Origin of the sequence: Arthrobacter sp. efr-133-R2A-120, from assembly GCF_030209835.1 — a bacterium.
Lineage (GTDB): Bacteria > Actinomycetota > Actinomycetes > Actinomycetales > Micrococcaceae > Arthrobacter.
The window spans coordinates 182,575-196,504 of sequence record NZ_JARVRF010000024.1 but is presented as its reverse complement, the minus strand read 5'-3'; the positions used below and the strand labels follow the sequence as shown (position 1 = coordinate 196,504).

At 60.3% G+C, this 13,930-nt stretch carries 11 protein-coding genes and 1 pseudogene; 4 read left to right on the top strand and 8 right to left on the bottom strand.

Translation table 11 applies throughout. The annotated features are described in order from the left end of the window. A pseudogene (locus QRN52_RS13500) lies at nucleotides 1-274 on the bottom strand (IS110 family RNA-guided transposase); the annotation flags it as partial. 568 nt (nucleotides 275-842) lie between these two features. Here QRN52_RS13500 and QRN52_RS13495 point away from each other — a divergent pair. Genes QRN52_RS13495 through QRN52_RS13480 form a run of 4 tightly spaced genes read left to right on the top strand, consistent with a single transcriptional unit; the run spans nucleotide 843 to nucleotide 3,775 of the window. Then, entirely contained in the window at nucleotides 843-1,892 is a 1,050-nt protein-coding gene (locus QRN52_RS13495) for an IS110 family RNA-guided transposase (protein WP_284753257.1), read from the top strand. Between the two features lie 39 nt (nucleotides 1,893-1,931). Further along, nucleotides 1,932-2,345 carry an ATP-binding protein DrrA1-3 family domain-containing protein gene (locus QRN52_RS13490; RefSeq protein ID WP_502869707.1) on the top strand — a complete coding sequence of 138 codons (414 nt, stop codon included), beginning with the start codon at nucleotides 1,932-1,934 and terminating at the stop codon, nucleotides 2,343-2,345. Nucleotide 2,346: 1 nt separating this feature from the next. Next, entirely contained in the window at nucleotides 2,347-3,615 is a 1,269-nt protein-coding gene (locus tag QRN52_RS13485; protein WP_284753255.1) for an ABC transporter permease, read from the top strand. 7 nt (nucleotides 3,616-3,622) lie between these two features. Beyond that, a complete protein-coding gene (locus QRN52_RS13480; RefSeq protein ID WP_284753254.1) occupies nucleotides 3,623-3,775 on the top strand; it encodes a hypothetical protein in 153 nt (50 codons plus the stop codon). Nucleotides 3,776-3,991: 216 nt separating this feature from the next. On the opposite strand, the gene QRN52_RS13475 is transcribed toward QRN52_RS13480, so the two are convergent. The 7 genes from QRN52_RS13475 to QRN52_RS13445 all read right to left on the bottom strand — a co-directional run bounded on the left by QRN52_RS13475 (nucleotide 3,992) and on the right by QRN52_RS13445 (nucleotide 13,843). Next, nucleotides 3,992-5,083 carry a hypothetical protein gene (locus QRN52_RS13475; RefSeq protein ID WP_284753253.1) on the bottom strand — a complete coding sequence of 364 codons (1,092 nt, stop codon included), beginning with the start codon at nucleotides 5,081-5,083 and terminating at the stop codon, nucleotides 3,992-3,994. 391 nt (nucleotides 5,084-5,474) lie between these two features. Next, on the bottom strand, nucleotides 5,475-5,660 hold the full coding sequence (locus tag QRN52_RS13470) for a hypothetical protein (protein WP_284753251.1): 186 nt from the start codon (nucleotides 5,658-5,660) through the stop codon (nucleotides 5,475-5,477). A gap of 155 nt (nucleotides 5,661-5,815) precedes the next feature. Beyond that, nucleotides 5,816-5,956 (bottom strand): hypothetical protein, encoded by a 141-nt coding sequence (locus QRN52_RS13465; RefSeq protein WP_284753249.1) that lies wholly within the window; start codon nucleotides 5,954-5,956, stop codon nucleotides 5,816-5,818. Nucleotides 5,957-5,969: 13 nt separating this feature from the next. Then, the gene (locus tag QRN52_RS13460; RefSeq protein ID WP_284753248.1) at nucleotides 5,970-8,465 is read right to left on the bottom strand and encodes an aminotransferase class I/II-fold pyridoxal phosphate-dependent enzyme; all 2,496 of its coding nucleotides are present in this window, start codon (nucleotides 8,463-8,465) and stop codon (nucleotides 5,970-5,972) included. Nucleotides 8,466-9,002: 537 nt separating this feature from the next. Then, complete coding sequence (locus tag QRN52_RS13455; protein WP_284753247.1) at nucleotides 9,003-10,136, bottom strand: serine hydrolase domain-containing protein; 1,134 nt, start codon at nucleotides 10,134-10,136, stop codon at nucleotides 9,003-9,005. Nucleotides 10,137-10,267: 131 nt separating this feature from the next. After that, nucleotides 10,268-11,959 carry a biotin carboxylase gene (locus QRN52_RS13450; RefSeq protein ID WP_284753246.1) on the bottom strand — a complete coding sequence of 564 codons (1,692 nt, stop codon included), beginning with the start codon at nucleotides 11,957-11,959 and terminating at the stop codon, nucleotides 10,268-10,270. 369 nt (nucleotides 11,960-12,328) lie between these two features. Beyond that, on the bottom strand, nucleotides 12,329-13,843 hold the full coding sequence (locus tag QRN52_RS13445; protein WP_284753245.1) for an amino acid permease: 1,515 nt from the start codon (nucleotides 13,841-13,843) through the stop codon (nucleotides 12,329-12,331). Nucleotides 13,844-13,930 lie beyond the last annotated feature (87 nt).

Here is a 13,930-nt window from a genome sequence, read left to right as displayed (position 1 = left end):
TCACCAGGTCCCCGCGGGCCCGCAGCAGCTTCGAAGACGCCGCCACCACACAGTTGATCCCGGCGGCACGGAGGTGCCGGGCGAGGACAAACCCCGTCGGGCCCGATTCGTAAACGACCTTGACGGGCGGCTCAAACCGCCGGACCCACCCCAGCACCACGGCCGGGTCAGCAGCCATCGTGTGCTGGGTGATTTCGCCGGTGGCCGGGTTCAGCGCATGACCGACCACGTTGACCGCGTGAACATCCAGACCAATGAAAGTATGCTCAAACATAGCCGGGACCTCCCAAACCTCACATGTGGCACTACCATTGCACCCCCAAGGACCCTCGCAGGCCACACGGGCCGCTAATGGCAACCCACGGACCCTGTGAAACAGAAGGCCCCGGCCCCCACCCTCATGCCGCCAGGACCTGCCCGTCCGGGATAAGGGACATCACCGCCGGGAACAGGTCCGGCAGCGCCCCAGTCCCCGCGTCGCGGCAGCCGAATCACCTCAAACCCGGCCGCTCCCGGACCGCCCGGCGATAATGGACCGCCCCGGACGGCCAGGCAACCCGTCCCACTTCATATCTCTAATAGGTAGTGACCAGCCCGAGGTTGGTTGGCAGACTGCTTTCCGGGACCGCCGGGCGTGACTCCCTTCATATCTGACCCGCCCTGCGGTGTCTTATAGACGACCTGTCCGCCCGGAGGGCCCGGGAGCAGCCGGCCCACTCCAATGGCTTGATAGAAGGCTGTCCGCTTCGCCCCCGGTGGTGCTGCGTGACTCGTTAGAGATTTGCCTCGGCGTGATCCCTCCCGGCTGGTTCCGACCGGACCTTTCGGACAGGAGCAAGCAAATGACCATAGTCGCAGAGCAGTACACACACGTCGTCGGCGTGGACACACATGCCAGGACCCACACATTCTCAATGCTCGCCGCCCCCACGGGCGCGGTGATCGGGACCGACACGTTTCCCACCACCGGGGCAGGCATGAGCCGGGCAGTGGAATGGATCCGGCGCCGCACCCCGACCGGGAACGTTCTGGTCGCGGTCGAGGGGACGAGCTCCTACGGGGCAAGGCTGACGCGTCTGCTCGAGGTGGAGCGCTTCGCTGTCTGCGAGGCCAGGCCGCCCCGGCGGCAATCCCGCCGCGCCCATGGCAAATCCGACGCGATCGACGCCGTCGCCGCTGCCCGGACCGTCCTGGGAACGGCCACGACCGAACTCGTCAGCCCCAGGGCCGAGGGCCTCAGGGAAGCCCTTCGGATCCTTCTGGCCGCCCGGCGCTCGATGGACACCCAGCGGACCGGTGCGCGCAACGCGCTGACCGCCCTGCTACGAACCCTCGATCTGGGAATCGACGCCCGCTCCCCGCTGATCGCTGCCCAAATCAGGACGGTCCAGGGCTGGCGGGCAAGACAGGGCGACGGAGCTGCCGCCGCCGTCGCACGGGCCGAGGCACGGCGCCTCGCTTCCACGGTCATCACCCTCGGCACGGAGCTGGAGGACAACCAGCGGGCCCTTGCTGAACATGTCCAGCTCATGGCCCCGGGAATCCTGGACATCTCAGGGGTAGGCCCGGTGACCGCGGCGATCATCCTCGCCTCGTACTCCCACCACGGCAGGGTCCGCTCGGAAGCGGCCTTCGCAGCCCTCGCCGGCGCCAGCCCCATCCCGGCATCCTCTGGCAACACGAACAGGCACCGGCTCAACCGCTACGGTGACCGGCAACTAAACCGCGCACTGGACGTCGTCGCCAGGACCCGAAGCCTCACAGACCCCGCCACCCGCGCCTACATCGAGCGGCGCACCGCGGAAGGAAAGAGCCCACGGGAAATCCGCCGGTGCCTCAAGCGCTTCATCGCCAGACAGATCTTCCGCCAACTCCAGACACTCATGGCTTGACTCGCCACCATAGAAGGGTCGTCTAAGGGCTTTGACCCGGTGAACCGTCGCCTGCTGATGGACATCATTGAAGAGCAGAAACTATCCGGCTCCACCGTCATCATGGTCACCCACCAGATGGAAGAAGTGGAACGCCTCTGCGACCGAGTGATCCTGCTCAAGGACGGAACCTCCCGCGCCTACGGCACCGTCGAAGAGGTCCAGGAACAATTCGGCGGCACCATCTACCGGATCGCCTACACCGGCGTCCTCCCCGCATCGGAGCTGTACGAGATCACGGACAGCGGCGAGGGCAGCGCCGACCTGGCCCCGCGGCACGGGACCGATGAGACCGCGGTACTGCGGGAACTGATCAACGCCGGCGTCGCCATCCGCAGCTTCACCACCGAGAGGGTCTCCCTGGAGGAAATCTTCATCCGCGTCTACGGCGCCAAAGAAACGGCAGGAGCCTGACATGACCACAACATCAACCAAGGCTTCCCTGCTGGGCCGGCACAACCTCGGGACCGTCGTGAGCTTCGAGTTCATCCGCACGATCAAGAAACGCCGGTTCTGGATCGCCACCCTCGCGATCCCCGTGGTCATGGCCATCATCTTCGGCCTGGTCTTCGCCAGCAACTCCTCCACCCGCGCCACCGCCGAAGCACAGAAAAACGCCGCACTGACCTTCACGTATACCGACGCATCAGGGATCATCCCCGAAACAGCCGCCACAGCCATGGGCGGCACGAAAGCCACCGACCCCGGCACCGCCCTGGCCGAGGTGAAAGCCGGCCGCATCGACGCCTACTTCGAGTACCCGGCGAACCCCGCCAAGGAACCCGTGAAGGTCTACGGCGCCGACAAGGGCATCTTCGCGAACAACACCTACGAAGCCGTCGCCAAGCAACTCCTCACCCTCGCCGCAGCATCCAAAATCGGTTCCGCGCAACTCAGCGCCGCCGTCGGCGGGAACGTCACCGTCAACACCCAGACGTTCCGCAACGGGCAGGCCTCCGGCGGCCTCGGCACGGCCATCCCGCCGCTGATGTTCCTGCTCGTCTTCTACGTCAGCCTCATCCTGCTCTCCAGCCAGATGCTCAACAGCACCCTGGAGGAGAAAGAAAACCGGGTCACCGAGATGATCCTCACCACCCTGAACCCGACGACCCTGATCGTCGGGAAAATCATCTCGCTGTTCCTCGTCGGGCTCGTCCAGATCGGAGTGTTCCTCGCCCCGATCGTGATCGGATACGTGTTCTTCCGGGACCGGCTCGCCCTGCCCGACGTCGACCTTAGCTCCCTGGTCTTCGAACCCGGGCCCCTGATTACCGGAGCCCTGCTCCTGCTGGGCGGCTTCACCCTGTTCACCGCCGTCCTCGTCGCCATCGGCGCGGTCATGCCGACCGCCAAAGAAGCCGGGGTCGTCTTCGGCCCGCTCATGGCCCTGATCTTCGTCCCGTTCTACGCGATCAGCCTGATCCTGAGTGACCCTCACTCCCCCGCCGTCCAGGCCTTCACCTACTTCCCACTCTCAGCCCCCGTAACCGCCATACTCCGCAACGGCTTCGGAACCCTCAGCACCCCCGAAGCGATCATCGTCATCGCCGAACTCTTCATCCTCGGCATCCTGGTCCTGCGCCTGGCCGTCCACCTCTTCCGCTACGGATCCATCCAGTACTCCAGCAAACTCTCCATCACCAAAACACTCCGCCACCGCCCACCGGAACTCGCCGGAAAATAGGCCTGGCATGGGACTCATAGAGCATTTCGAACAGGTCCTCGGACAGATAGAGGTCGGGTGGCGTGACGACGCCGACGGCCGCGGGATGCCGTTCCAGATCGTCCGGTTCCCGCAAGGATCAGGGCCCGGAACCATCAGTTTCACGACGCTCGGCCGCTAGGCATGAGAAGAAATTGCTGGCGATGGAACAGCTGGAGGCTTCCCAGCCGGACGAAGAAATCTACGGGGACGACACCAGCCCGAATCAGCCGGGCGAAGCCTAGGCGTCAAGCTGACAGGGGACGCGTTCCATGAAGCTCGCAAACGGGCTTCCCCGAAGGTGAGGGGCAACTTCTAGCTGTCTCAACGAGCTCAGCCCGGCGTCCAGTAGACGTGTTCACCGATTCTGTGTCCGTGGTGCCTTCTTCCTTCGAGTGGTGGAAGTGGGCTTTGTGGGTTTCGGTGCAGGCTGAAGAAGTATCTGGGTAATCGAACGCGGAGGCCTTTCGGTGTTCGCGAAGAGCTCAGCTGGCAGGGGTGAGTAATCGTAGTCATAGTTCATGAGGGTGTGGGGGTAGGCCACGACCTGGGACATCTGCCACAGTGAACGCACAATGCTGATTCCGATTTGGCTGATTGCTAGATTGGTAGCGGGGTCGGAATTATCTGTCCGCAAGCTCAGCCCAGGAGCCATGCCCTTGTTTCCCAGCTCTTGGAGGACGTAACTAACCGATTCGGCGTTGATGACAGCCGCCGCATCATTCCATTCCTCCGGCGTGAGGGTTGTCGGCGGTTGCTCCGCGGGGTGCAGCACGACACTGAGATCATCACGAGGAGCAACTGTGGCACCATGTTTGAGTTGGTTATTCCCCTGGGCGCCGTTATAGGCGCCGTCCGAATAAAACTGCGCGAAAAAAGTAAGCCAGGCTGTCAGGAAATCCAGGTGCCGCTGCATGTCCTGCTTGGATTCCTCGGATTCTTCGTGATGAAGCTCCGGAGGAAACATCACCTTGGAGACGGCATGTCTGGCTGCCCCTCCGAGCAAAGGTTTGATGGGGTTACGGAGGTCCGAGCTCAGTCGCATATTCAGTAGCTTTGTCATCGGACTGCTCCCCGCAGCTCTCTCCTGACCTGCCACAAACAGCCGCAACGCAGTTTCGATGACGTGCTGCATCAAGGTGTAGGACTCAATCGAGGCCATGGTTCTGCTGCTGAGGGTGTCCCCAGGCGGAACATCCAGAGCGAATTTCTTATCCTTGAGCACGGACTGGAACTGGCCAAAGAGGGATGCTTGATCCGTGAGGTCCCACTTCACTGAGTCGGGGCGCATATCAGCAAGTGCAACTATTCCCCAGAGCCGTCGTTCAAAGTACTCCGCGGGATCAACCCTGTAGTAGTGCTCCTTCAGGACCTCTTCAACCGCATCCGGCGTAGCCGAGGATGCATCCGTGTTGATTTGTTGAATGCTCAAAGGATCGTTCAGCGCCATCAGGCAAAACTATCCGGTTCCCGGTTCAGGGTCACGAATGTCAGTGCCAGTGCCTAGGGTGATTCAAAATGCCCGCAGGTAGCAAGGGGGAGCCAATGCCGCTGGTGGCTGGCGGCCCAAGGGATTGAGAGCCTCTTTGCGAAGGCTGGTCTCTAGCGCGTCACGGCTCCCAACAGGCCCCGCACTTGCGTTCCCAATAGGAGCCTGACCTGTGAAGAATCAATGGCGAAGTCTCCATTCTTGGGTACGGGGACCTGGTCCGGCGAAACGATCCCAAAACCAGCAACACAGGGTCAGCGCGACGAGTCCAAAGCCCGACTTCAGACTTGCCGCATCGAGCGCCGTTCTCCTTTGCCACCGGCAAACCAGCCCAGGACACCCATCGAGCGGGCTAGTTCCCTGCGTCCAGGTCATTTGTTCGCTGCTCCACCCAGACCTCAAAGCCGTGGACAGCTTCGTAGAGAGTCCGGCGCTGAACGCCCTCCGGAGCTAGCCACACAACCGAGGAGTCCGGCATGGCATTGTCAACCAGGCCCGACTGAACCTGCTCGCCTGCGCGCCGTACCTCGACCCGCATACCTATCGCCTTCGTCCAATCCGAGACGCGACGTATTCTCATAGTTGTTTGCCTCCGGCGATTTCGCTTCTATATGCGGACTGTCAGCACCATAAGCTGCGAGGGCTTCTTTCATCGGCACCGTTCGCGTTGTGAGCTGTCATGCCTGATGTGCGTTAGATGGCCGCTGACAATCGTGATCTCTCCTGCGGAACGTCCATGACGTCTATGCCGTTGGCCCGGGGCCAGTTGAGGGATTGGGCGTAGAGATGGCTGCCGCCGGGGTAGGCAAGCAGGCTTACAGCCGGTGTATTCAATTGCGGCTTCTTCCTAGTCTTTGAACACCAGATAGCCCTGGTCCGGGTTGAATCCATGGATCTCCTTCGTGTCCAAGGCAGCCATGAAATCCAGAGTCTGTGTGGTGATCACCTGGCCCGGAACCAAGATTGGGAAACCAGGAGGGTAAGGAGTGACGAAACCTGCCGAGATAACTTCCGTTCCCTGAGCGATCTGAGCTGAAAGGTCGTGGGGTGTGGCGTGGGCTGTTGCGCCCGCTCGATAGCTTTCAAAGAATGCTGCCCTAATATCTCCGTCCGGAGTAGAGACGTCCGTCCGGAATCGGGCCGCAAAATGGCTGAAATCAGGCAACGGCGGTGTTGTTGTCGGCGGACCAGCTATAAGGGGCGTGTCAGCTTGTCCGGCGAGGGCAGCGGGAGCCTCGTTCTCAAAAGTCTCCGCCAGCTTCACAAGAACCTCAATAAGGTAGGCGACTGCGCTGCGGCTCGTACCAATGTTGGTCATGAACAGCACGCTGTTACGCGAAGTCTTATTTACTTGGATGCCGTGTTTATCCGCTAAGTACTGGTGCCTGAAGGTGTCGCCGTCCACGCCGGTGCGGCTGATGTCCAGCGTCAGACGGCTAGGGTCGACGACGAACTCGTCGTGTTGCCAAGCGTGTTCGAACGTTGAGTATCCGTCTCGCAGTGGCATTGGGCTGGTGGACGTACGGTACTGGGCCGGCACCAGGTCATGGGTGGTGAGGATTCGGAAGTACTTCTTCAAAAGAGCATTTCGGGCCACTGCCTCAGCGAGGCTGGTGGCGAGGTCGGCCTGCCTTTGGACCAGACCGAATCCTTCGAGCTCCACTTGGCGGCGTCCGATGTCCAGGGATGCCAAGATTTGGTAGTTCGGTGACGTCGAGGTGTGCGTCATGTAGGCCTCGCGGAATGACTCCTGATTCATCTCTCTGAAAGCCTGATCGTAAACATGAATCATTGATCCTTGACGCAAGGACGTCAGGGTTTTGTGCGTTGACTGGGTCGCGTACACCCGCAGTTTCGTCTTCTTAGGATCCGGGATCAGCCGTGTTCTCAACCAGACATCGTCGTCAGCGTATTCGTTGGTCTCGGCGTTCTGAAGAATGGCCTCCTGCTTGGCGTATCGAGCGGCGTAGGAGGGGTCATTGAAGGATGACGCGAGTTTCCGTGCCGCCGCCATCGCCGTCCTGCGCCTGTACACCGGGTGGAACCCTGCGAACGCGAACCATGCTTCGTCCCAGAGAAAGACGAGATCGGGCTTGATGGCCAGGCATTCTTCCATGACCCGTTCAACATCGTAAACGATGCCGTCAAACGTGCAGTTTGTCAGGGTGATCATCTTGACTTCATCCAGGCGGCCTTCCCTGCGGTAGTCCAGCAGCCGCTGTTTGATGCTGGCCAGGGGAACGGCGCCGTAGAAGGCATATTTATCCAGCGGGTATGCGTCCAGGTAGGACACTTGTGCACCTGCCAGAGCGAACGCGTAGTGGTGGGACTTGTGGCAGTTTCTGTCCACAAGGACGATGTCTCCAGGAGCAAGGATTGATTGATGAACAATCTTGTTCGCGGTGGAAGTTCCGTTCGTAACGAAGTACGTCCTTTCAGCACCGAACGCCCGCGCCGCCAGATCCTGTGCTCGCTTAATGGACCCATGGGGATCCAGCAACGAATCCAGACCACCCGAGGTTGCGGACGTCTCGGCCAGCAGAAGATTCAGTCCATAAAAGTCCGCCATGTCGCGGATCCAAGGAGAACTTCCAACGGAACCACCCCTGGAAATCGGCAAAGCGTGGAAAACGCTGGAGGGGCGTCGACTGTAGTTCTGGATGGCCGTAAAGAAGGGTGTTTCATAACGTTCGGCGATACCCGAGAGCAGGGACAGGTGAAGATCAAGATGGTCCTGTCGGCGGAAGATTCTCCGGAATCGGCGCGTCAGTGAACTGGCCAACGTTTCAATGGAGACGCCAGCCACCAGATAGACGTCAAGTTCCGGACGAAGTTCCGAGATCCTCTCGGCCAAGTCAATTATGCGGCCGATGGGGCGCATTCCCTCTAGCCGATCGCTGACATGGCCGGCAAGGAACTTGCGTAGATCACGCCCCAGCGGCAGTTTGCTCGTGATATCAAAACCGGGCCGGAGGATGCAGGCCTGGATGTCGCGGTTCAACAGTAACGCCACGAGCGCGTCTTCATAGCTCGGGACGACCGTGACCTCATAATGAAACGAGTCGGTAGGCCGTCGCTGAGAGTACATGTCGGACTTGAGGGATTCTGCTTCTTCTTCCGTGATGTCATCAACGAGAAGAACTTCAAACCGTGGTTTCAAGCCATTATCTCGGCGATCCACGGCGTCGGGTTCCTGCACCTCGTGTGACGCGCGGCCATTCCTTTGCGCTTCGTCTGGCAACCCGGATGACGGCAGCTGAGGGGCCACCGAAGCCAGTAAGTCCACCGCGGACTGGAATTCTCCGTTGCTGACCGCATCACTTAGTCGGGCCACGGTTGCCACCCCCGGAGCTGCCCAGTACGGCTCAACAGCCGCCAAGACCCCAAGCGCCCGCTGAATCTGGTCTCTAAGGCTGGCCTGGGACGATTTGGCAGCCCGCCCCGTGTTCAACTGTTTCAGGGCATAGCCTAGGAATTCCCAGGCATCGGTGCGTACCCGCCAGGCCCTGCTGGGAGTCCTGACTTCCTTGCCGAAAGGTTCGTGTGTCATGTCTGTTTCCGTGTTTCTGTTTCTCGAAATGGCTGTCCCCTATAACAGGGCAGCAATGATGGGCGGTTTGTTGCCGAAGACAGGAAAGATCGTGGAGGTGGGCGATAATTCCGATACTAGGTGGGGCGCTAGGACTCCTTCAGCGCCCTCGGCGGGTGGGTGGTTCGGCCGTGACGTGACTTCAGCTGGCGCAGTCCGGGTTCTTGAGCCGTCTTGCCGCGCAATCGGCAAGGTCCAACTGGGGTTGCGGATGGCCGGGTCCGGACTAAGCCGCTGAAGGTTGTCAAAATCTTCTATCGGACCCGACCGTCCGCCGATGCATCCGATCGGCTAATATGCCTCTTCTCGGAAGCCCGACTTGTCCTCCAACAGTGCCGCCGCAATGGCATCGAAGGCATGCACCGTTGCGAAGAGCTTCGCCGCGTCCTGAGGTAGCGGCCAACTCGATAGTTTCGCCGCTACGAGACGGGCAGGACGGTTGATGTAGACCATCTGGCCGTGGATGCCCAGACACAGCAACACATCGTGGCCGGGGTAGGGGAACCATATTTGGTTCCGGTACATGCCGCCGGGCATGCGGTTGTCCCCCGGACTGTAGAGAAAGGCCTCCCTGGAGTCAAAGCCACCGTTGATCGTGTCAGAGATCCAGCCCGGCGACAGGACCTGTTCACCTGTCAGAGATACTCCGTCGTTGAGGAAAAGCGTCCCAAAGCGGAGCAGATCGCGCAGTCCCGCGTTGATCCCACCGTCGAACATGCCCGTGCCCACGCGGTCAATGCCAATCCTGGCATCCGACTCGGCGCCGATTCTGCTCCACAGCAGCCGGGACATTAGCTCCGGCATAAGCTCGCCCGCTGCTGCTTCACAGACCCAGCCAAGGACGTCGGTTTCGCAGGAGCGGTATTCGAAGACCCCGCCATGGAAGGTCTTTTGCCGGAGCGTCTGCAGGTACCCGTACATGGTGGAAGGCAGCCCTGGATCCAGCCGGGGTGCCCAGCCAATGGCTTCCTCAAGGCGCCTGACCTCAGCGAAGGGATCAAGATAGTTCTCCGAAAACGCGATGCCCGAGCGCATGTCCAACAGATTGCGGACGGTGGCACCGGCGTACCCTGACGCGGCCAAGGCGGGAATGTACGCCGTTACCAAGGCGTCAACGTCGATGACTCCTCTGTCAGACAAGGCTCCGGCCACCGCGCCCACCAGCGACTTACTCACGGACATCAGCAAATGCGAAGAACCAGCTGTCATGCCGCCTGAGTATTCTTCGACGAGAATGTTTGTTCCGTGAAGAACCGCCCAGCCATCGGTATCGGTGACGTCGATGATTTCGCGGACCGTTCTCGGATCCCCGTCCCGTGACGGCGTCACGGGAATGTTCTCCAGTGACGCCGTTGGCTTCGGATGAAGAACCGCGACCGGGCCCCTGCCACGTGAAATGACGGCCGTGGGTAAGAAGTCAGCCATGTGCTGAAAACTCCAATGCAAATACTGGGTGGCTTGCCAGTTTTCCAGATCCAAACCTTCCGGGAATTCAGTTCCAGCTGCGCTGGACATACCTTCTGCGAACCCCATCGACATTCTGCCTGAGACCGCAGTCACTGGGACTTCACACCTTGAGACCGCTTCGGCTCTTCCGCATCGCCCAATGGAACTCCCAGGTAGCGCGATCGTATCGAGTCGATAAGGTGACGCGCACGGATGGTCAACGATGTTTGCCCGCCCGTGTCGCGCTGCAGGCGGCCCTTGGTCACCAGCACGCCAAGATCGGCGCCTTTCCAGCGGTAGTCGCCCGGCCCGTAGATGCGCAGGAAGAAGGCCTCTGATTCGTCCTTGAGCTGGTGCCAGTCCAGAGCCGCACGGCGGAAGACCAACGCACCTGTGGCGTCCAGAAAGTATTGGCCAGTCTGCGGTGTTTCCACGAGCTGCTCCACGATCGGCGACGTTTCTTTGATGATCATCTGGCTCCAGGTGTCGCCGCCGGCCAGGTCCTCCCAGCGCTGGTTGATCTCATCCACGTCCAGGTCAAAGTCCACGTCCATGTATTCGAGCAGGTGGAAGAGAAACAGCGGGATGTCAGCGTAGGCACCGGCCGTGACGTTGGTGATCGCCGAAGCGCCACTGATCCGTGGGTTCAGTTCTCCCAGATAGACCTCGTCCTCGTCGGTGTCGATGAGCACGTCGACTTCGAAGAATCCTCGGTAGCCCTCGTCGCCGAGCCGATCACCGAGCCGACGAACCAGGTCGGTGGCTTTGGCCCTTTGGCCGGGTGTGAGGACTTCGGAGTGCATTTCGTTGCCGCACCAGCCACCTCGGTAGGGGGTGAGCTCTGCATATCCTGTCAGCTCTGTCAGGAACGGTCCCACAACGGTGCCGCATCGGGTGATGACGGCCTCGACGGCAACGGGCAGGTTGTTGATCCTGCGCATGACCTTCAACTCTTGGCCGACTATGTCAGCACTGTGCTTGTCCCAGTCCGCTTCCGACGAGATGAAGAACGTTGTCTTTCCCGAGTCCCCGTACGGGGTCTGGACCACAAGATCCTCACCCAAACCAGCGGCTCCGGCTGCCTGGGTAAGTTCTTCCCAGTCCCCGGCAGTGGTCAAGACGTTTGGAACGCTTAGAGCCCCGGCTTCGTTGCCTAATTGGGTGGTCACAATCTTGGAGTCGAGGCGTTCCCGCAGGCTCGCCGGCGGCAGGATCAGGTCGTAGCCGAGTTCGGCGCAAATCGCCTCGGTCTCTTCATTGAAGAACACCATGGCGACCTTCGGACGTATCCCCGGATGAAGGCCTTGGGCCATGTGGGCCCGGACTTCGGGGTTGTTCAGGAGCCAGTTGTTGATGGCCTCCCCGTCTTCAAATTCGCGGTATGGCTTGTACACCGGCGAGAAGACCTTGGGGTGAGCACCATCCCAAGCGTCGTAGTACGTCACGTATGAGAAATTCCGCACCCAGCGGTCCAGGCCGAGCAGGTTGAAGGGCGTTGCCCCGATGAAAAACACCGGCACATCATTTGTGCGGAAGAAATGCCGAACCTCTGAAATGTTCTTCAACCCTCGCCCAGATCCAGACCCCGGGACGGCTTCAGCAAATGCGGCGTCTGTGCCGACACTAATCTCCGGGGCGTCAACAAGCACAGTCGCCTCATCAACGACAGCAGCGTCATCCACAATCGGAACGTCCCCAACGGTGGCCGTCTGGAGACCAGCCGGAGGTGCGGCAATTTTCTTCGCAAGAATCGCCGGCGTGGGCATGCTGGCTTCTTCTGGGGAGGCGGCTTTATGAGTCATGGTAAATACCTCTTGTGAATAGGAGATTGGTGGGTAACGAGAGAATTTTGAAACCTTGCTAAATCGCGACAATGGCCTGAAATATCGCTTCAGGCATATCCAAGACGGCACGACACAGCCTCAGGCGAATTATCATATTCACGCCATAATTCCGGGCACTCTTTGGATTCAAGCCCAATTATTGATGGACCGTTTTGGGATAACCACAATCGCTATGGTGGCTGCTCACGGGTCTTGCTTAATTCACGGAACGGATTGTTATCGGAAATTCATGGAAGCAGCTCAATGACGGGCCGAGGACACTGAAGTCGCTTCCAAGCGCCTGCAGAAGGGGCAGTCTCTTCCGCATCTGGCTTGTAACTCGCCCGACTAGCGGAGTGACTGTCGGTTGGCGACCACAGGCGCTTCGCCTGTGAATCCTTCCCGCGCTGCTGCAATTTCGTGGATCTGCTTGCGACACAGGAACCAACCGACCACCATAAGGACGCAGGCGATAATTGTGACCACCATGGTGAGCGGGGAATCGATGAAAACGATGACGAGGATGCCCACCAGGAACAGCAGGGAAATGTAGCCGGTGTAAGGGGCGCCGAACATCCGGAACGCCGGACGCTCGAGCCAGCCCTTGTCTGCCCAGCGCTTGAGCTGAATCTGGCACATGACGATGGACGCCCACATTACGATGATCCCGACGGATGCCACGTGCAGTACGATTTCGAAGGCTTGCGCCGGTACAAGGTAGTTCAATGGAACTCCCAGCAGCGAAACTCCCGCGGTGATGGCGATGCCGCCGTATGGAACGCCTGCCCTGTTCATGCGCTGGGCGAACTTCGGAGCCGAGCCAGCCATGGACATGGAGCGAAGGATGCGGCCGGTGGAGTACAGACCGGCGTTCAGCGAGGACAGTGCGGCGGTGAGGACCACGAGGTTCATGATCACGTCTACGCCCTGGATGCCGATGTGGCCGAAGAACGTCACGAATGGGCTGACGCCCTTCTCGTACGAGGTGTATGGCAGCAATAGCACTAGCAGGAGAACTGAGCCGACATAGAACAGGCCGATCCGATAGACCACGGAGTTGATGGCCTTGGGCATGATCTTTTCCGGGTTGGCGGTCTCGCCGGCAGCGGTGCCCACGAGTTCGATTCCGGCGTAGGCGAACAGCACCCCCTGCATGACGAGGATCACGGAAAGCACGCCGTTGGGGAACATTCCGCCGTGGTCTGTGATGAGACTGAATCCGATGTCCTGGCCGCCCACCGGTGTGCCGAAGATGACGAAGTAGGTGCCGACCAAGAGGAAGGCAACGAGCGCAGCAACCTTGATGAGCGCGAACCAGAACTCGAGCTCTCCAAAGACCTTGACGGAAACAAGGTTCAGGCTCAGCACTACGACCAGGGCGATCAGGGCCCACGCCCACTGAGGAACAACGCCTATCCACGGGACGTATTTGCCGAAGAAGTTCATATAGAGGGCTGCGGCGGTGGTGTCAACGATGGTCGCCATTGCCCAGTTGATCCAGTAGAACCAACCCACGACGTAGGCAGTCTTCTCGCCGAAGAACTCGCGGGCGTACGAGACAAACGAGCCCGATGACGGGCGGTGCAGAACGAGTTCGCCCAGGGCGCGGAGGATCAGGAAGGCGAAAAATCCGCAGACGGCATACGCGATGACCAGGGACGGGCCCGCCACATTAAGGCGGCCGCCGGAACCCAGGAACAGGCCGGTGCCGATGGCGCCGCCGATTGCAATCATCTGGATCTGGCGGGCCTTGAGGCCCTTATGATAGCCGGTATCCTCGGCGTGAATCAGGGAATCCGAAGCGTGTGCGTGACCGCCGTCGACCGTGTGGAGCCCAGGTTGATCACTGGAGTTGTTGGACATGAAGTTCCTTTCAAATTGTTTTAAAGGTTTGATGCAACGAGTCGGCCCCTCGGCTGAACAAGCTAGGGCGTTGCATCAGAAGACCGA